Annotated in this window: 15 protein-coding genes; 1 reads left to right on the top strand and 14 read right to left on the bottom strand. The window is 64.9% G+C overall.

All coding sequences use genetic code 11. From position 1 onward, the window contains the following. Nucleotides 1-3 precede the first annotated feature (3 nt). The 14 genes from rfaD to gyrA form a co-directional block, all read right to left on the bottom strand. Nucleotides 4-996 carry an ADP-glyceromanno-heptose 6-epimerase gene (rfaD, locus tag H0X90_RS13515; protein WP_006496538.1) on the bottom strand — a complete coding sequence of 331 codons (993 nt, stop codon included), beginning with the start codon at nucleotides 994-996 and terminating at the stop codon, nucleotides 4-6. Between the two features lie 64 nt (nucleotides 997-1,060). After that, complete coding sequence (gene rfaE1, locus H0X90_RS13510; protein ID WP_006486931.1) at nucleotides 1,061-2,011, bottom strand: D-glycero-beta-D-manno-heptose-7-phosphate kinase; 951 nt, start codon at nucleotides 2,009-2,011, stop codon at nucleotides 1,061-1,063. 7 nt (nucleotides 2,012-2,018) lie between these two features. Next, nucleotides 2,019-3,419 (bottom strand): UDP-glucose/GDP-mannose dehydrogenase family protein, encoded by a 1,401-nt coding sequence (locus tag H0X90_RS13505; RefSeq protein ID WP_034200853.1) that lies wholly within the window; start codon nucleotides 3,417-3,419, stop codon nucleotides 2,019-2,021. A gap of 90 nt (nucleotides 3,420-3,509) precedes the next feature. Further along, entirely contained in the window at nucleotides 3,510-4,682 is a 1,173-nt protein-coding gene (lapB, locus tag H0X90_RS13500; protein ID WP_006496539.1) for a lipopolysaccharide assembly protein LapB, read from the bottom strand. A gap of 53 nt (nucleotides 4,683-4,735) precedes the next feature. Then, the gene (locus H0X90_RS13495) at nucleotides 4,736-5,029 is read right to left on the bottom strand and encodes a lipopolysaccharide assembly protein LapA domain-containing protein (protein ID WP_006486935.1); all 294 of its coding nucleotides are present in this window, start codon (nucleotides 5,027-5,029) and stop codon (nucleotides 4,736-4,738) included. A 210-nt stretch (nucleotides 5,030-5,239) separates the two neighbouring features. Then, entirely contained in the window at nucleotides 5,240-5,563 is a 324-nt protein-coding gene (locus tag H0X90_RS13490; RefSeq protein ID WP_006486894.1) for an integration host factor subunit beta, read from the bottom strand. A gap of 22 nt (nucleotides 5,564-5,585) precedes the next feature. Continuing rightward, a complete protein-coding gene (rpsA, locus tag H0X90_RS13485) occupies nucleotides 5,586-7,316 on the bottom strand; it encodes a 30S ribosomal protein S1 (RefSeq protein ID WP_006486958.1) in 1,731 nt (576 codons plus the stop codon). A 124-nt stretch (nucleotides 7,317-7,440) separates the two neighbouring features. Further along, nucleotides 7,441-8,127, bottom strand: a complete 687-nt coding sequence (cmk, locus tag H0X90_RS13480; protein ID WP_006486962.1) for a (d)CMP kinase — start codon at nucleotides 8,125-8,127, stop codon at nucleotides 7,441-7,443. A gap of 13 nt (nucleotides 8,128-8,140) precedes the next feature. Further along, nucleotides 8,141-9,445 carry a 3-phosphoshikimate 1-carboxyvinyltransferase gene (gene aroA / locus H0X90_RS13475; protein WP_006496541.1) on the bottom strand — a complete coding sequence of 435 codons (1,305 nt, stop codon included), beginning with the start codon at nucleotides 9,443-9,445 and terminating at the stop codon, nucleotides 8,141-8,143. Nucleotides 9,446-9,458: 13 nt separating this feature from the next. Beyond that, the gene (locus tag H0X90_RS13470) at nucleotides 9,459-10,385 is read right to left on the bottom strand and encodes a prephenate dehydrogenase/arogenate dehydrogenase family protein (protein ID WP_006496542.1); all 927 of its coding nucleotides are present in this window, start codon (nucleotides 10,383-10,385) and stop codon (nucleotides 9,459-9,461) included. Between the two features lie 185 nt (nucleotides 10,386-10,570). Next, entirely contained in the window at nucleotides 10,571-11,653 is a 1,083-nt protein-coding gene (pheA, locus tag H0X90_RS13465) for a prephenate dehydratase (RefSeq protein ID WP_077190892.1), read from the bottom strand. A 33-nt stretch (nucleotides 11,654-11,686) separates the two neighbouring features. Further along, nucleotides 11,687-12,769: a 3-phosphoserine/phosphohydroxythreonine transaminase gene (gene serC, locus H0X90_RS13460; RefSeq protein ID WP_006486951.1), complete on the bottom strand. Its 1,083-nt coding sequence runs from the start codon at nucleotides 12,767-12,769 to the stop codon at nucleotides 11,687-11,689. Between the two features lie 155 nt (nucleotides 12,770-12,924). Then, a complete protein-coding gene (locus tag H0X90_RS13455; protein WP_006486966.1) occupies nucleotides 12,925-13,524 on the bottom strand; it encodes a DUF2059 domain-containing protein in 600 nt (199 codons plus the stop codon). Between the two features lie 83 nt (nucleotides 13,525-13,607). Next, on the bottom strand, nucleotides 13,608-16,217 hold the full coding sequence (gyrA, locus tag H0X90_RS13450; protein ID WP_077190894.1) for a DNA gyrase subunit A: 2,610 nt from the start codon (nucleotides 16,215-16,217) through the stop codon (nucleotides 13,608-13,610). 555 nt (nucleotides 16,218-16,772) lie between these two features. Here gyrA and ompA point away from each other — a divergent pair. After that, entirely contained in the window at nucleotides 16,773-17,441 is a 669-nt protein-coding gene (gene ompA, locus H0X90_RS13445) for an outer membrane protein OmpA (protein WP_006476579.1), read from the top strand. The last annotated feature ends 148 nt before the right edge of the window (nucleotides 17,442-17,589 follow it).

Below are 17,589 nucleotides of genomic sequence, written 5' to 3'. Positions count from 1 at the left end.
GGTTTAAACCTGGCCGGATAGCCAACGCACGTAACGATCGACGCCTTCCTGCACGGTCAGGAACGGTGCGTCGTAGCCAGCCGCGCGCAGTTTCGTCTGGTCGGCCTGCGTGAAGCACTGGTACTTGCCGCGCAGCGCATCGGGGAACGGCACGTACTCGATCAACCCTTGCTCGACCTGCTGCGCGAGCGTCAGCGGCGGCTGGTTGTCGAGCGCGCGCAACGTGTTCACGACCGTCGAAGCGATATCGTTGAACGGCTGCGCCCGGCCCGTGCCGAGATTGAAGATGCCCGACTTCTCCGGATGGTCGAAGAAGAACAGATTCACCTTGGTCACGTCCTCGACCGACACGAAATCGCGCGTCTGCTCGCCCGGCGCATAACCGTTGTATTCGCCGAACAGCTTCACCTTGCCTTCCGCGCGGAACTGGTTGAAGTTGTGGAACGCGACCGACGCCATGCGGCCCTTGTGCGTCTCGCGCGGGCCGTACACGTTGAAATAGCGGAAGCCCGCGATCTGGCTCTTCGCGCTCGGCAGCACGCGACGGATCACCTGGTCGAACAGGAACTTCGAATAGCCGTACACGTTCAGCGGCGCCTCGACGTCGCGCTCCTCGACGAAACGCGTCGAGCCGCCGTAGATCGCGGCCGACGATGCATACAGGAACTGCGTGCCCTGCGCGAGGCAGGTATCGAGCACCGCGCGGCTGTAGCGGAAGTTGTTGTCCATCATGTAGCGGCCGTCGGTTTCCATCGTGTCCGAACAGGCGCCTTCATGAAATACCGCGCGTACCTTGCCGAAATCGCCGCGCGCAAAGCGCTCGACGAATTCGGTCTTGTCGAGATAGTCGTCGATCTCGCAATCGACGAGATTGCGAAACTTGTCTGCGCGGGTCAGGTTGTCGACCGCGATGATGCGCGTCTCGCCGCGCTCGTTGAGCGCCTTGACGATGTTCGCGCCGATAAAACCGGCTGCGCCGGTGACGATGAGGGTCATGATCGTCCTGCCTGAAAAGTGCGAGCCCGCTCGGGCGACGCGCTCGTCGCGCCGCCGAATGCGCTCAGTGAAACAGTTCGTCGTAATCCACCGTGGCCGTGCCGAGCTTGCCGACCACGATGCCTGCCGCGCGATTCGCGAGCACGACCGCGTCGACGAGCGGCACCCCGGCGCCGAGCATCGTCGCGACCGTCGCGATCACGGTGTCGCCCGCGCCCGACACGTCGAACACTTCGCGCGCGAGCGCCGGCGCATGCAGTTCGCCACCTGCGGAAAAGAGCGTCATGCCCTCTTCCGAACGGGTGAGCAACAGTGCGTCGATGTCGAGCTCCGCACGCAGATTCGCGACGCGCGCGCGCAGGTCGTCTTCCGATTTCCACTGCCCGACCACCTCGCGCAGTTCCGCGCGATTCGGCGTGATCAGCGATGCGCCGCGATAGCGTGCCCAGTCGTCGCCCTTCGGGTCGACCAGCACCGCCTTGCCCGCCGCACGCGCCTTCTCGATCATCGTCGTGACGTGCGTGAGGCCGCCTTTGGCGTAATCCGACATGAGCACGACGTCGTGCTGCGGCAGCAGCACATCGAAGCGCGCGAGCCCCGCAAGCAATACCTCGTGCGTCGGCATCGCCTCGAAGTCGACGCGCAGCAGTTGCTGCTGGCGCGCGAGCACGCGCAACTTGATCGTGGTCGGCAGCGCCGGATCGCGCTCGAGATGCGGCGTCACGCCGCTGCTGCCGAGCAACTCGACGATCCGCTCGCCGGGTTCGTCGCAACCGACGACGCACAGCAGCCCGGCCTGGCCGCCGAGCGTCACGGCATTGCGCGCGACGTTGGCCGCACCGCCGAGCCGCTCCTCCTGACGCTGCACGTGCACGACCGGCACCGGCGCCTCAGGCGAAATGCGGTCGACGTTGCCGAACCAGTAACGGTCGAGCATCACGTCGCCGACGACGAGCACACGCGAGCGCGCGAGTTGCTCGCGCGGCACCGGAACGACTTCGCGAAGAGTATTCATCGTAGGTTCAGCCACGGGAGGACAACTGGGGATCGACATACGGCCGGCCGATCGCGTAGTAGTCGATGCCCAGCTCGGCCATCGCATCCGGCTCGTACAGGTTGCGCCCGTCGAAGATCACCGGTGCCTTCAGCTCCGCCTTCAGGCGCGTGAAATCGGGGCTGCGGAATTCCTTCCATTCGGTCACGATCACGAGTGCATCCGCACCGGTGACCGCGACGTCCTGCGTATCGACGAGATGCAGCCGCGCCAGTGCGTCCGCATCGTCGCCGAAATCCAGCGCGAACACGCGGCGCGCTTCGTCGACTGCGACCGGATCATAGGCACGCACGGTCGCGCCGCGTTCGAGCAGCGCGGCGATCAGGCGACGGCTCGGCGCTTCGCGCATGTCGTCGGTGTTCGGCTTGAACGCGAGGCCCCAGACCGCGAATTCGCGGCCCGTCAGGTCGGCGCCGAAGCGCTGCTCGATCTTGCCGATCAGCACGTCCTTCTGCGCATGGTTGGCGGCCTCGACGGCCTCCAGGATACGCAGCGGCTGGCCGTTCTCGCCCGCGGTGCGGATCAGCGCCTGCACGTCCTTCGGGAAGCACGAGCCGCCGTAGCCGACGCCGGCATACAGGAAGTGATAGCCGATGCGCGGATCGGAGCCGATCCCGCGGCGCACGGCCTCGATGTCGGCGCCGACCTTGTCGGCGAGATTCGACATTTCGTTCATGAACGAGATGCGCGTCGCGAGCATCGCGTTCGCCGCATACTTCGCGAATTCCGCCGAACGCACGTCCATGTAGATCGTGCGCTCGTGGTTGCGGTTGAACGGCGCGTAGAGCTTCTTCATCTTCTCGCGCGCGATCGTGCCGGTTTCGTCGTCGTCGACGCCGATGATGATCCGGTCGGGGCGCATGAAGTCCTCGACCGCGGCGCCTTCCTTCAGGAACTCCGGGTTCGACACGACCGAGAAGCGGTGCGCGACGCTGCCCGCGAGCCCGCGTGCCGCAAGCGCTTCGTCGACTACGCCGCGCACGCGCTGCGCGGTGCCGACCGGCACCGTCGACTTGTCGACGATCACCTTGAAGCCCGTCATGTGGCGGCCGATGTTGCGCGCGGCCTCGAGCACGTATTGCAGGTCGGCCGAGCCGTCCTCGTCGGGCGGCGTGCCGACCGCGATGAACTGGATCTCGCCATGCGCGACGCTCGCCTCGATGTCGGTCGAGAAGCGCAGGCGCCCCGCCGTGCGGTTGCGCGCGATGATGTCCAGCAGCCCCGGTTCGTGAATCGGCATCCCGCCGTTGTTCAGGATGTCGATCTTGCGCGGATCGACGTCGAGACAGAAGACGTCGTGACCGATCTCCGCGAGGCAGGCGCCCGTGACGAGACCGACATAGCCGGTGCCGATGATGGTGATTTTCATAGATGTTCCGGTACTTCCCGGTAATGGACTAACTTGGCCGCCGGGACGAGCCTGGCGGCAACCGCAGCGCGTTGGCTCCGCGTGCCGGGATCAGCCCGGCATCGCGGGTTCGACGCGGCGCGGCGCATAGGTTTCCCAGCCGCTGCATCCGGGGCACTGCCAGTAGAAGAGCCGTGCCCGGAAACCGCAATTCTGGCACGTATACCGTGGCAGATTTTTCGTGCGCTGCTTGATCAGCGCACGCATCATTTCAAGTTCCTTACGACGCGGTTCGTCGGCCGCCGCGATCTGCGCATCGAGCAGATGCAGCATCCCCGACAGGTTCGGCGACTTTTCCATTTGCGTGCGCGCGAGCGTGTGGGCCGCATCCTGGCCGCGCAATCCGGCGATATGCTGATAGGCGATGTCGAGCAGGTCGTTCGACGGATATCGATCGACGTACCCCATCAGCAATTCCGCGCCCTCGACGTTCTTGCCGAGCGCGACGTACGCCTTCATCAGCTTGTCCGCGACGAGCGGCAGATACGCCGGATTCTGCGCTTCGACGCGCTTCCAGTGCTCGATTGCGGCCGCGTGATCGCCCGCCGCCTCGGCCGCGTCGCCGGACAGGACCGTCGCCCGGACGTTCTGCGGATTCACCGTCAGCGCGAGGCGCAACTGTTCGGCCGCCGCGGCGGCGTTCTTGCGCTGCAGCGCGTCCTGCGCGAGTTCGCAGTGGAACTGCGCAATTTCGGTGCCGAGCGGCTTGTCGCTCATCGATTCGATGCGCCTCGCGGTATCGATCGACTTGTTCCAGTCCTTCTCGATCTCGTAGATCGTCAGCAGCGCCCGCTGTGCGCCAAGCGCGTAGTCGCCGTCGGCGAGCTTGTGGAACGCCTCTTCGGCGCGATCGAGCAGGCCGGCTTTCAGGAAATCCTGGCCGAGCTCGTACAGCGCGTGGTCGCGCTCGTTGACCGGCAGATCGGTGCGGCTCAGCAGGTTCTGGTGCACGCGGATCGCGCGATCGGTCTCGCCGCGACGGCGAAACAGGTTGCCCAGCGCGAAGTGCAACTCGACCGTTTCGGGATCGAGCTTGGCCACCTCGATGAACGCATCGATCGCCTTGTCGGGTTGTTCGTTCAACAGAAAATTCAGGCCGCGAAAATACGAGCGCGGCAGGTTGGCACTCTCCGACAGGAGATTCTTCAGGTCATAGCGTGACGCCGCCCACCCGAGCGCGAACGCGACCGGAATCGCGAGCAACCACCAGAAATCCAGATCCATGCGAAATATCGAAGCAGAGACGAAAACCGCGCGATGATCGCGCGGCGTCCGTGTTAAATGACGGGCGGCATCGGCGGCTGGTCGATGACGGCAGGCGTTTCGCGCGCCGCACGCAGATCGCGCTTCAAACGCCCGTTCTCGATGCGCAGCCGGAAGATCGAAGGCAGCGCGGACAGCAGGCCGGCCAGCAGCCCCACGGCGAAGAATGCCAGGCCGATCAGGATCAGCGGCGCTTGCCATGCGTAGCCGGCAACGAAATTCAGCGTCGCGGTTTGTGTATTGGCCAGCGCAAGCACCAGCAGCAGGACGAACACCAATACCCGGATCAGCCAGACGATAAACTTCATGAAGCCCTCTCTTTGTTGAGGTTTGCCGCGGCGCGCGACTCCCCTTCGTCGCACCGAATCGACCCGTATTGTAAAGGAAGCGTTTCCGCGGCTGCGCAGATCCTGTGCGCCACGTTGCGCGTCAGGTTGCCGGAAATGAAAAAAGCGCCCGCAAGGGGCGCTTTTCTTTTCAGCCTTCGCCGGACAGGTTCCGGGCAAACCGAACGACGCTCAACGCTCGTCGTCCGGATCGTCAGCCTTCAGCGGTTCACCGGCGCGGCCGTCGACGCGTTCACGCAATTCCTTGCCAGGCTTGAAGTGCGGCACGAACTTCTCGGGCACCTGCACTTTCTCCCCCGACTTCGGGTTGCGTCCGACGCGCGCCGGGCGACGATTGAGGCCAAAGCTGCCGAAACCCCGAATTTCAATGCGATGCCCTTTCGCCAGGGCGTCGGACATCGCATCGAGCATCGTTTTCACCGCGAAATCCGCATCCTTGAGGACAAGTTGCGGAAATCGCGATGCCAGCTGCGCGACCAACTCGGATTTGGTCATACTTCAGCAGACCTCGTAAGGCTTACTGGTTCTGGCCGTCGAGCTTCGCCTTCAGCAGCGCGCCGAGGTTGGTCGTACCGGTCGCAGCAGCGCTGGAGTCCGACTGCAGGCCGCGGATCGCTTCCTGTTGTTCAGCCGAATCCTTCGCCTTGATCGACAGGTTGATGCCGCGCGACTTGCGATCGATGTTGATCACCATCGCGTTGACCTTGTCGCCTTCCTTCAGCACGTTGCGTGCGTCTTCGACGCGATCCTGCGAGATTTCCGACGCACGCAGGTAGCCTTCGACGTCGCCCGTCAGCGTGACGACCGCACCCTTCGCATCGACCGTCTTCACGACGCCGTCGACGATCGAGCCCTTGTCGTTCATTGCAACGTAGTTGCTGAACGGGTCGCCTTCGAGCTGCTTGATGCCGAGCGAAATGCGCTCCTTCTCGACGTCGATACCGAGCACGATTGCTTCGACTTCGTCGCCCTTCTTGTACTTGCGAACGGCTTCTTCGCCGGCTTCGCTCCACGACAGGTCCGACAGGTGGACCAGGCCGTCGATGCCGCCCGGCAGACCGATGAACACGCCGAAGTCGGTGATCGACTTGATTGCGCCCGTGATCTTGTCGCCCTTCTTGAAGTTGCGGCTGAAGTCATCCCACGGATTCGGCTTGCACTGCTTCATGCCGAGGCTGATACGACGACGGTCTTCGTCGATCTCGAGGACCATGACTTCGACTTCGTCGCCCAGCTGGACAACCTTCGACGGCGCAACGTTCTTGTTGGTCCAGTCCATTTCCGACACGTGGACGAGGCCTTCGATGCCCGATTCCACTTCGACGAATGCGCCGTAGTCGGTGATGTTCGTGACCTTGCCGAACAGGCGCGTGCCCGACGGGTAACGGCGCGAGATGCCTTCCCACGGATCGTCGCCCAGTTGCTTGATGCCCAGCGAGACGCGGTTCTTCTCTTGGTCGAACTTGAGGATCTTCGCGGTGACTTCCTGGCCAACCGACAGGACTTCGCTCGGGTGACGCACACGACGCCATGCGATGTCGGTGATGTGCAGCAGGCCGTCGATGCCGCCGAGGTCGACGAACGCGCCGTAGTCGGTGATGTTCTTGACCACGCCGTTGACGATCGCGCCTTCCTTCAGCGTCTCGAGCAGCTTCGCGCGCTCTTCGCCTTGGGTTGCTTCGATCACTGCACGACGCGACAGCACGACGTTGTTACGCTTGCGATCGAGCTTGATCACGCGGAACTCGAGCGTCTTGCCTTCGTACGGGGTCGTGTCCTTGACCGGACGCGTGTCGACCAGCGAACCCGGCAGGAACGCGCGGATGCCGTTGACCATCACGGTCATGCCGCCCTTCACCTTGCCGGTGATCGTGCCGGTGACGAGCTCGTTGTTGTCGAGCGCCTTTTCCAGCGACAGCCACGATGCAAGGCGCTTCGCCTTGTCGCGCGACAGGATCGTGTCGCCGTAGCCGTTTTCGAGTGCGTCGATCGCGACGGACACGAAATCGCCCGACTGCACCTCAACCTCGCCCTGATCGTTCAGGAATTCCTCGATCGGAATGTAAGCCTCGGACTTCAGGCCTGCATTGACGACCACGAAGTTGTGGTCGACGCGCACGACTTCGGCGGAAATCACTTCGCCGGCGCGCATGTCTTGGCGGGTCAGCGACTCTTCGAACAGAGCCGCAAAGGATTCGGTATTCGGGTTGGAGGTTTGCAGGTCGGACATAAAAATCTGATTGTGCATGGCTCGCTGTGCCACGCCGGCCGGAATGGCAGGCTGAAAGGGCCAGATCGAGGACCACACGGGGTTAAGGGTTCGAAACACGCTCCGCGCTTGCGACGCGGAGCACCTACCGCTGCCCGCCTACTCAGGCGGGCTGGCCGAGCGCCCGGTACCATTGCAGCACCTGATCGACGGCTTCATCGACCGAAAGTGCCGACGTATCGAGCAGCTTGGCATCTGCCGCAGGCTTCAGCGGCGCGGCCGCGCGATTGCTGTCGCGCGCGTCACGTTCACGAAGATCCCGGAGCAAGTCATCTATATTAGCAGAAAAACCTTTTTGCATCAATTGCTTATGCCGCCTGGTCGCGCGCGCCTCGGCGCTGGCCGTCAGGAACACCTTCAGCACGGCGTCCGGGAAGATCACGGTGCCCATGTCGCGCCCGTCCGCCACGAGGCCCGGCGTCTTGCGGAACGCGCGCTGGCGCGCGACGAGCGCGGCGCGCACGGGGCCGTGCACGGCAATGGCCGACGCGCGGTTGCCGACCGCTTCGGCGCGAATGTCGTTCGACACGTCGACGCCGTCGAGTTGCGCGCACCCCTCACGGAACGTGATGTGCAGATCGTCGATCAGCTTCACGAGCGCGTCGATGTCCTCCGCCGCGATGCCGTAGCGCACGCTCGCGAGCGCCGCGAGCCGGTACAGCGCGCCGCTGTCGAGCAGGTGGAAGCCAAGGTGCGCGGCGACGAGCGCCGCGACGGTGCCCTTGCCGGAAGCGGTCGGGCCGTCGATCGTGATGACGGGAGTCGGGTGAAAGGGTCGGGTCGATTTCATCGGAACAGTCGGGTCAGGCTTTGGCGAGCGCGGCGAAGCGGTCGAAATAGTCGGGGAACGTCTTGCCGACGCACTTCGGATCGTTGATCCGCACGGGCACGCCGCCCAGGCTGACGAGCGAGAAGCACATCGCCATCCGGTGATCGTCGTACGTATCGATCGCCGCGTTCGGCGTGAGCTTGGCCGGCGGCGTGACGACGAGATAGTCGGGGCCTTCCTCGACGATCGCGCCGACCTTGCGCAGCTCGGTCGCCATCGCGGCGATGCGGTCCGTCTCCTTCACGCGCCAGCTCGCGATGTTGCGCAGCGTGCTCGTGCCGTTCGCGAACAGCGCTGCGACCGCGATGGTCATCGCGGCGTCGGGAATCAGGTTGAAGTCCATGTCGATCGGCTCGAGCTTGCCGTGATCGTGGCCGATGCCGCGCACGTCGATCCAGTCGTCGCCCATCGTCACGTTCGCGCCCATCTGCATCAGCGCATTCGCGAAGCCGACGTCGCCCTGGATGCTCGCGCGCCCCACGCCCTCGACCCGCAGCGGGCCGCCGCCGAGCGCGCCGGCCGCGAGGAAGTACGATGCGGACGACGCGTCGCCCTCGACCATGATCCGCCCCGGCGAGCGGTAGCGGACACCGGTCGGCACCACGAAGCGCTGCCAGCCGTCGCGTTCGACGGTCACGCCGAAGCGCGCCATCAGCCGGATCGTGATGTCGATGTACGGCTTCGAGATCAATTCGCCGTCGACTTCGACGACGGTCCTGCCGTCCTTCGCCTTCACGAGCGGCAGCGTCATCAGGAGCGCGGTGAGGAACTGGCTCGACACATCGCCGCGCACGCGGATCGGCGCATCGACCGAAATCGTCGCGGGCTTGATCCGCAGCGGCGGGTAGCCTTCGTTCAGCTCGTAGTCGATCTGCGCGCCGATCTGGCGCAGGCCGTCGACGAGATCGCCGATCGGCCGCTCGTGCATGCGTGGCACGCCGTGCACGCGATAGTCGCCGCCGTTCACCGCGAGTGCGGCGGTCAGCGGCCGCACGGCCGTGCCCGCGTTGCCGAGGAACAGGTCGGCCGTCTTCGCGGTGAACGCGCCGCGCGTGCCGGTGACGACACAGGTGTCGCCGTCGCGCGCGAGCTTCACGCCGAGCTTGCCGAGCGCGTCGAGCATCACGCGCGTGTCGTCGGAGTCGAGCAGGTTGGTGATCGTCGTTTCGCCTTCGGCGAGCGCCGCGAGCAGCAGCACGCGGTTCGAAATGCTTTTCGAGCCGGGCAGGCGCACGGTGCCCGATGCGCTGGAGTACGGGCCGAGATCGAGGTAGTCCATGGGAATCGTCCTGTTATTTCTTGACCGGTTCGGCAGCGGGCGCGCCGCCGCGTTCCTGCCATGCCTTGCGTGCGGCGCGCGAGCGCGTGAAGACGGCTTCGAGCGCCGCGCCGTCGCCGGCGTCGATCGCCGCGCGCAACCGCGTGAGCACGCGCGTGTAGCCGTCGAGTTCGTCGAGCAGCGCCGCGCGGTTCGCGACGCACACGTCGCGCCACATTTCCGGGCTCGACGCCGCGATGCGCGTGAAATCGCGGAAACCACCGGCCGCGTACGAGAATTTCAGTTCCGCGTCGGCCTCGCCGAGAATCTGCTCGACGAGCGCGAACGACAGCACGTGCGGCAGATGGCTGATCGACGCGAATACGCGATCGTGCTGCTCGGTGCTCATCGTGCGCACGTCGGCGCCGGTCGCGCGCCACATCGCGTCGATCCGGGCCACCGCTTCGGGCGCGTTCTCCGGCAGCGGGCACAGCACGACGTTGCGACCGACGTAGAGGTCCGGCAACGCAGCCTCGACCCCGCTCGATTCGCGCCCCGCGATCGGGTGACCGGGCACGAACTGCGCGATCCGCGCGCCGAGCGCGTCCCGCGCGGCCGCGACGACATCGGACTTGGTGCTGCCGGCGTCGGTGACGATCGTCGCGCCGTCGAGCCACGGCGCGATGCGCGCGAGCAACGGGCCCGTCTGCGCAACGGGCGCGGCCAGCAAGACGAGATCGGCGCCGGCGAGCGCGTCGCGCAACTGCGCGTCGTCGTCGAGTGCCGCCGCGCGATCGATCACGCCGAGCGACAGCGCGCGCTCGACCGATGCGCGCGAGCGGCCCACGCCGACGATCTCGCCCGCGCCGCCCGGCGCGCGCTCGCGCAGCGCGCGGGCCAGCGATCCGCCGATCAGGCCGACGCCGAAGATGACCAGTTTGTTGAATGCAAAGCCTGACACGACAAGAGCCAAGTTACGCGCACGAAACGACGCCCGCACGCGGAATTCCAGATTCCGGGCACCGGGCCCGCACCCGGCGCAGCCTGCACCGGATACCGCCCGAACCCGCCTTCGGCAGCGCCGACCGGCCTGCCCGCCCGCCCGGCCGCCACGCCTGCCTCAAGCAGGCGCTGGGCCGCCGCGCGTCAGCGTGCGCGCGGATACGAACCGAGTATCTTCAGGAACGCAGCCTTCTGGCCGAGCTCCGTCAGTGCGGCCGCCACCGCCGCATCGTCGCGGTGCCCTTCGATGTCGATGTAGAAGTAGTACTCCCACGTGCCGACGCGCGCCGGACGCGATTCGAAGCGCGTCATCGACACGCCGTGCCGCGCGAGCGGCTCGAGCAGCTTGAACACGGCGCCCGGCTCGTTCTTCACCGACACGATCAGCGACGTCTGGTCGTGACCGCTCTGGCCGGCCGGCTGCTTGCCGATGATCACGAAGCGCGTACGATTGTGCGGATCGTCCTGGATCAGCGAGAACGCGATCTGCAGGCCGTAATGCGCGGCTGCACGATCGCCCGCGATCGCGGCGACGGTCGGATCGGCCGCCGCAAGACGCGCGGCCTCCGCGTTGCTCGCGACGGCCTGCCGCTCGAGCTGCGGCGCATTCGCCGCGAGCCACTGCTGGCATTGCGCGAGTGCCTGCGCATGCGCGCAGACGCGCTTCACGCCGTCGAGCGTGCCGCTCTGCGTGAGCAGGTTGTGATGGATCGGCAGCGCGAGCTCGCCGCTGATCAGCAGCTGGGTCTGCAGCAGCAGGTCGAGCGTGCGCGATACGGCGCCTTCGGTCGAATTCTCGACCGGCGCGATGCCGAACGCGGATGCCCCGGCCTCGACCGAGCGGAACACCTCGTCGATCGACGGGCACGGCAGCCCTTCGATCGACTGGCCGAAATACTCGAGCATCGCCTGCTCGCTGTACGTGCCGACCGGCCCGAGGAACGCGACGTGGATCGTCTGCTCGAGCGCGCGGCTCGCCGCCATGATCTCGCGCCAGATCGCGCTGATGTGCTCGCTCGCGAGCGGCCCGGCGCTCATGTCCTGCAGCCGCGCGATCACCTGCAGCTCGCGCTCCGGCCGGAACACCGGCGCGTTGAAATGCTTCTTGACCTCGCCCACCTCGAGCGCCACCTCGGCGCGCTGGTTCAGGAGCGCGATCAGCTGCGCGTCGATCGCGTCGATGCGGTCGCGCAGCGGTTTCAGGCGGGAATTCAGTTCGTCGTCCATGCGTTTTGCCGTGCTGATTGAACAGCGCCGCCGTCAGGCGTCGCGCTGCTCGAAGTCCTTCATGTACTCGACGAGCGCCTTCACGCCCTCGAGCGGCACCGCGTTGTAGATCGACGCCCGCATGCCGCCGACGGACTTGTGGCCCTTCAGCTGCAGCAGCCCGCGCGCCTTTGCGCCGGCAAGGAAGTCTTCGTTGCGCGTTTCGTCGGCCAGGAAAAACGGCACGTTCATCCGCGAACGTGCTGCCGGCTCGACCTTGTTCAGATAGAAACTGCTCGCATCGATCGTGTCGTAGAGCAGCTTCGATTTTTCGATATTGCGGGCCTCGATCGCTTCGAGACCGCCCTGCCGCTTCAGCCACTGGAACACGAGGCCCGCGATGTAGATCGCGTAGGTAGGCGGCGTGTTGTACAGCGAGTTGTTCGCGGCGATGGTCTTCCATTCGAACGCCGACGGGCAGATCGACAGCGCACGATCGAGCAGATCCTCGCGCACGATCACGACCGTCACGCCGGCCATCCCGATGTTCTTCTGCGCGCCGCCGAACAGCACGCCGTACTTCGCGACGTCCATCGGGCGCGACAGGATGTGCGACGAGACGTCCGCGACCAGCGGCACGTCGCCGAGATCGGGGATCTCGAACGTCTCGACGCCGTCGATCGTCTCGTTGGTGCACAGGTGCACGTAGGCCGGATCGTCCGACAGCTGCCATTCGGCGCGCGTGGGCGCACGCGTGAAGCCGTTCTCCGTCTTGCCGCTCGCGGCGAGATGCGGCGTGCAGAACTTCTTCGCCTCGCCGAACGATTTCTGCGACCACGAACCCGTCACGACGAAGTCGGCCGTGTTGCGCGCGCCGAGCAGGTTCATCGGCACGATCGCGTTTTCCGCGATGCCGCCGCCCTGCAGGAACAGGATCCGGTGGCTCGCCGGCACGCCGAGCAGGTCGCGCAGGTCGGTCAGCGCGGCCTCGTGGATCGACATGAATTCCTTGCCGCGATGGCTCATCTCCATCACGCTCATGCCGCTGCCATGCCAGTCGAGCATTTCGTCGGCGGCCTGCCGCAGCACTTCCTCGGGCATCGCCGCAGGGCCGGCGGAGAAATTAAAGACGCGCATCGTGAAAACCTCGGGAGGGACGCGACCGGCTTGCCGCCGGCAAAACGCGCCAGAAAAGAAATGGCCGCTTGCGCTCGCGCGCAAACGGCCATTATCGCACTGTCGTCAGGCTCCCGCCAAACCCGGCCGAACGGCCGGGGGCGCGCCCGGACAGCTTACTTGCCCGGCTTGACTGCTGCGACTTCCTTGTCAGCCTGCGTACGCGTTGCCTGGATCGCTTGCGGCATGTACTTCTGCATCAGGCCGTTGACCACGTCGCGACCGACCTGATCCTGAACCTGGATGAACTTGCGGCCCGTCGGGCTCTTGTAGAACGTCGTCAGATCCTTGATCTCCGACGTGCTGTAGTACTTCGCGTACGCGTCGTACTGAGCCGACATCGCGTCGCTCTGGAACTGTTGCGTGCCGAACACCTTGCCTGCGCCGTCGACCAGCTTCGGCACCGCGTTCTTCTGCAGCGTCGGAACGGCAGCCTGCTTCTGCTTGTCGTTCAGCGTCTTGTTTTCCGACAGCGCGTCCGACAGGATCGCCGGCACGAGTTGCTTGGCCTGCATTTCGGCGCTGTTGCCGATTGCCGACACGAGCTTCGGCGCGTCGATCGCGTCGAGCAGATCCTTGATCGCCGCCTTCTTGTCGGCGTCGATCGGCGCAGCTGCCGCCGGTGCAGCCGGTGCGGAATTCGACAGCGCCTGCGCCATCGCGAACGTCGGCACCAGTGCAGCCAGCAGGACCAGTTGCTTGAATTGCTTTTGCATCATCACTCCCTTTTGGAAATATGAATGGCTGCTCGCCGGCCGCGGCGCTTTTCGCCCGCGGCGGCCAGAGTCTCATCCGTTCTTCAGGCTTCGCCGTCCGACGCCTCGTCGGCCTCGCCCTCTCCCTCTCCCTCTTCGGCCTCGGCGATCTGCTGCAGGCCAGAGAGCTTGGTACCCTCATCGAGACTGATGAGTGTAACACCTTGCGTGGCGCGCCCCATCTCGCGAATCTCGGATACGCGGGTGCGAATCAACACGCCGGCCGTCGTGATCAGCATGATCTGATCCTCGGCGTCGACGAGCGTTGCAGCCACGACCTTGCCGTTGCGCTCGGACGTCTGGATCGCGATCATACCCTTCGTGCCGCGGCCATGGCGCGTGTACTCGGTGATCGGCGTGCGTTTGCCGTAGCCGTTTTCGGTAGCGGTGAGCACGGTCTGCTCCTCGCTGCCCGCGACCAGCAGCGCGATGACCTGCTGCCCGTCCTCGAGCTGCATGCCGCGCACGCCGCGCGCCTCGCGCCCCATCGGGCGCACGTCGTTCTCGTCGAAACGCACGGCCTTGCCGGAGTCCGAGAACAGCATCACGTCGTGCGCACCGTCGGTGATCGACGCGCCGATCAGGTAGTCGCCCTCGTCGAGGCCGACCGCGATGATGCCCTTCTTCATCGGGCGGCTGAACGCTTCGAGCGGCGTCTTCTTCACGGTGCCGAGCGACGTCGCCATGAAGATGAACTTGTCGGCCGAGAATTCCTTGACCGGCAGCACGACGTTGATCTTCTCGCCTTCCTGCAGCGGGAACATGTTGACGATCGGACGGCCGCGCGAGTTGCGCGAGCCTTGCGGCACCTCATAGACCTTGACCCAGTACACGCGGCCGCGGTTCGAGAAGCACAGGATGTAGTCGTGCGTGTTCGCGATGAACAGCGTCTCGATCCAGTCGTCTTCCTTCATCTGCGTCGCCTGCTTGCCGCGACCGCCGCGCTTCTGCGCGCGGTACTCGGACAGCGGCTGCGACTTCACGTAGCCCGCATGCGACATCGTGACGACCATGTCCTGCGGCGTGATCAGATCCTCGGTGTTCAGCTCGGTCGCGTTCAGCTCGATCCTCGAGCGGCGCGCGTCGCCGAATTCGGCCTTCACCGCGGTCAGCTCCTCGCCGATCATCGTCGTGATCCGCTCGGGGCGCGCGAGGATGTCCAGCAGGTCGGCGATCTGCGCCATCACGTCGCGGTACTCGCCGATGATCTTGTCCTGCTCGAGGCCGGTCAGGCGCTGCAGGCGCATCTGCAGGATTTCCTGCGCCTGCGTGTCGGACAGGCGGTACAGCCCGTCGGCCTGCATCCCGAACGCCGGGTTCAGGCCTTCCGGACGGTACGCGGAACGGCCGCCGGCCGCCGCGTTCTCGCTCTCGGCGCGCGTCAGCATCTCGCGCACGAGTGACGAATCCCACGGCTTCGCCATCAGTTCCTGCTTCGCGATCGGCGGCGTCGGCGCGGCCTTGATGATCGCGATGAACTCGTCGATGTTCGCGAGCGCGACCGCGAGACCTTCGAGCACGTGGCCGCGTTCGCGGGCCTTGCGCAGTTCGTAGATCGTGCGGCGCGTCAGCACTTCGCGTCGGTGCGACAGGAAGCACTGCAGGATTTCCTTCAGGTTCAGCAGCTTCGGCTGACCGTCGACCAGCGCGACCATGTTCATGCCGAACGTGTCCTGCAGCTGCGTCGCCTTGTACAGGTTGTTCAGCACCACTTCAGGCACTTCGCCGCGCTTGAGCTCGATCACGACACGCATGCCGCTCTTGTCGGACTCGTCGCGGATGTCGGAAATGCCTTCGAGCTTCTTCTCGTTGACGAGCTCGGCGATCCGCTCGAGCAGCGAGCGCTTGTTCACCTGGTACGGCAGCTCGTCGACGATGATCGCCATCCGCTGGCCGCGGTCGATCTCCTCGAAGTGCGTGGCCGCGCGCATCACGACGCGGCCGCGCCCGGTGCGGTAGCCGTCGCGCACGCCGGCGACGCCGTAGATGATGCCGGCCGTCGGGAAGTCCGGCGCCGGGATGATCTCGATCAGCTCGTCGATCGTCGCTTCCGGGTTGCCCAGCAGGTGCTGGCACGCGTCGACGACTTCGTTCAGGTTGTGCGGCGGGATGTTGGTCGCCATGCCGACCGCGATGCCCGACGAGCCGTTGATCAACAGGTTCGGGATGCGCGACGGCAGGACCGACGGCTGCATTTCGTTGCCGTCGTAGTTCGGCTCGAAATCGACCGTTTCCTTGTCGATGTCGGCGAGCAGCTCGTGACCGATCTTCGCCATGCGAATTTCGGTGTAACGCATCGCCGCGGCATTGTCGCCGTCGATCGAGCCGAAGTTGCCCTGCCCGTCGATCAGCATGTAGCGCAGCGAGAAATCCTGCGCCATCCGCACGATCGTGTCGTAGACCGCGGTATCGCCGTGAGGGTGGTATTTACCGATCACGTCGCCGACGATACGCGCCGACTTCTTGTACGCACGGTTCCAGTCGTTGTTCAGTTCGTGCATCGCGAACAACACGCGCCGGTGCACGGGCTTCAGGCCATCGCGGACATCAGGGAGGGCACGTCCGACGATTACGCTCATCGCGTAATCGAGATACGAACGGCGCATTTCCTCCTCTAGGGAGGTGGGCAGGGTCTCTTTGGCGAATTGATCCATGTATCCGTATCGTTTCGGAGCGAAGACGGCGAACGCCTTTCGCGTGGGCGCTGCATGCGCAACGCAACGCGAGATTCTAACATGCGCCCATCAGCCGCCAATTCGCCTTCCCCTCTATATATAAATAGCAAAAATCGCGGCCGCGACGAATCGGCCGCAATCGCATCGCACCCACGCGTGGGCGACTCGGCGTGTGCGACTCGACGTCGCAGGCGATCGCATCACCGCGTTTCACGCACACGAGTAAACAACTGCACGCATTCGCGCAATTTCGCCGCCCCGCTCTTGACAATCTCTAAAAGTTACGGCAGGCCGGTGTTGCGCATGCACCACAAAGTTGAAGCGATCTTGGGGTGGGGAGGATTTTTTTTCGTAGGAAGGGAACGATATGGCAAAATGCCAACGCACTGAAAGTTAGACGCTGCTCGAAGTCTACACAGAGCGGTGCCGCGTTTTTTGTGCCGCACCAATGTTATACTTCGAGCAATGTATGACTTGTCACCGTCAACAGGCTCGCAGTAAACCTGCGGTAATCTCAATTTCGAGAGGAGAAATATGAATAAACTTTCAAAGCTCGCGTTCATTGCAGCTACCGCAGTTATGGCTGCATCCGCTTCGGCACAGTCGGTGCCGGCGTCGCGTCAAGCCGTCAATGACAACTGGGTGAACGGCACGGGCGAATGGGTGTGGATGAACGGCACGAACGAGCTCTGCTGGCGCGATGCGTTCTGGACGCCGGCCACCGCCAACGCGAAGTGCGATGGCGCACTGGTCGCCCAGGCACCGCAGCCGCCGGTCGCTCCGGTCGCTCCGGCCATCACGAGCCAGAAGATCACGTATCAAGCTGACGCACTGTTCGACTTCGACAAGGCGACGCTCAAGCCGCTGGGCAAGCAAAAGCTGGACGAACTGGCTTCGAAGATCGAAGGCATGAACACGGAAGTGGTCGTCGCAACGGGCTACACGGACCGCATCGGTTCGGACAAGTACAACGACCGTCTGTCGCTGCGCCGTGCGCAAGCCGTGAAGTCGTACCTGGTCAGCAAGGGTGTGCCGGCCAACAAGATCTACACGGAAGGCAAGGGCAAGCGCAACCCGGTTACGACTGGCTGCAACCAGAAGAACCGCAAGCAACTCATCGCCTGCCTCGCACCGGACCGCCGCGTGGAAGTCGAAGTGGTTGGTACGCAGCAAGTGCAGAAGACGACCGTTCCGGCAAACTAAGCCGCGGTTTTCGACTGCTTCAAAGCCCCGCTCCGGCGGGGCTTTTTCATTGACGCCCGTCCAGGCGCTCGCTGGCCTCGTGGTCCGCCCGCTTATATACTCGGGGCTGACGCACCGAAGCACCGCCCTCCTCTCGTAGCCCGTTTGC

This window comes from Burkholderia sp. 9775_39, assembly GCF_015712225.1.
In the GTDB taxonomy this organism is placed as follows: Bacteria; Pseudomonadota; Gammaproteobacteria; order Burkholderiales; family Burkholderiaceae; genus Burkholderia; species Burkholderia cenocepacia.
The sequence above is the reverse complement of the archived record's forward strand: the minus strand, read 5'-3'. Positions and strand labels throughout refer to the sequence as shown.

What these genes read in the sequence shown, in the direction of transcription:
- H0X90_RS13505 (WP_034200853.1), bottom strand. Translation starts at nt 3,419, where the DNA reads ATGAAAATCACCATCATCGGCACCGGCTATGTCGGTCTCGTCACGGGC.
- rpsA (WP_006486958.1), bottom strand. Translation starts at nt 7,316, where the DNA reads ATGCACAATCAGATTTTTATGTCCGACCTGCAAACCTCCAACCCGAAT.
- H0X90_RS13495 (WP_006486935.1), bottom strand. Translation starts at nt 5,029, where the DNA reads ATGAAGTTTATCGTCTGGCTGATCCGGGTATTGGTGTTCGTCCTGCTG.
- H0X90_RS13455 (WP_006486966.1), bottom strand. Translation starts at nt 13,524, where the DNA reads ATGCAAAAGCAATTCAAGCAACTGGTCCTGCTGGCTGCACTGGTGCCG.
- serC (WP_006486951.1), bottom strand. Translation starts at nt 12,769, where the DNA reads ATGCGCGTCTTTAATTTCTCCGCCGGCCCTGCGGCGATGCCCGAGGAA.
- aroA (WP_006496541.1), bottom strand. Translation starts at nt 9,445, where the DNA reads ATGGACTACCTCGATCTCGGCCCGTACTCCAGCGCATCGGGCACCGTG.
- ompA (WP_006476579.1), top strand. Translation starts at nt 16,773, where the DNA reads ATGAATAAACTTTCAAAGCTCGCGTTCATTGCAGCTACCGCAGTTATG.
- lapB (WP_006496539.1), bottom strand. Translation starts at nt 4,682, where the DNA reads ATGGATCTGGATTTCTGGTGGTTGCTCGCGATTCCGGTCGCGTTCGCG.
- rfaE1 (WP_006486931.1), bottom strand. Translation starts at nt 2,011, where the DNA reads ATGAATACTCTTCGCGAAGTCGTTCCGGTGCCGCGCGAGCAACTCGCG.
- rfaD (WP_006496538.1), bottom strand. Translation starts at nt 996, where the DNA reads ATGACCCTCATCGTCACCGGCGCAGCCGGTTTTATCGGCGCGAACATC.
- cmk (WP_006486962.1), bottom strand. Translation starts at nt 8,127, where the DNA reads ATGAAATCGACCCGACCCTTTCACCCGACTCCCGTCATCACGATCGAC.
- H0X90_RS13490 (WP_006486894.1), bottom strand. Translation starts at nt 5,563, where the DNA reads ATGACCAAATCCGAGTTGGTCGCGCAGCTGGCATCGCGATTTCCGCAA.
- pheA (WP_077190892.1), bottom strand. Translation starts at nt 11,653, where the DNA reads ATGGACGACGAACTGAATTCCCGCCTGAAACCGCTGCGCGACCGCATC.
- gyrA (WP_077190894.1), bottom strand. Translation starts at nt 16,217, where the DNA reads ATGGATCAATTCGCCAAAGAGACCCTGCCCACCTCCCTAGAGGAGGAA.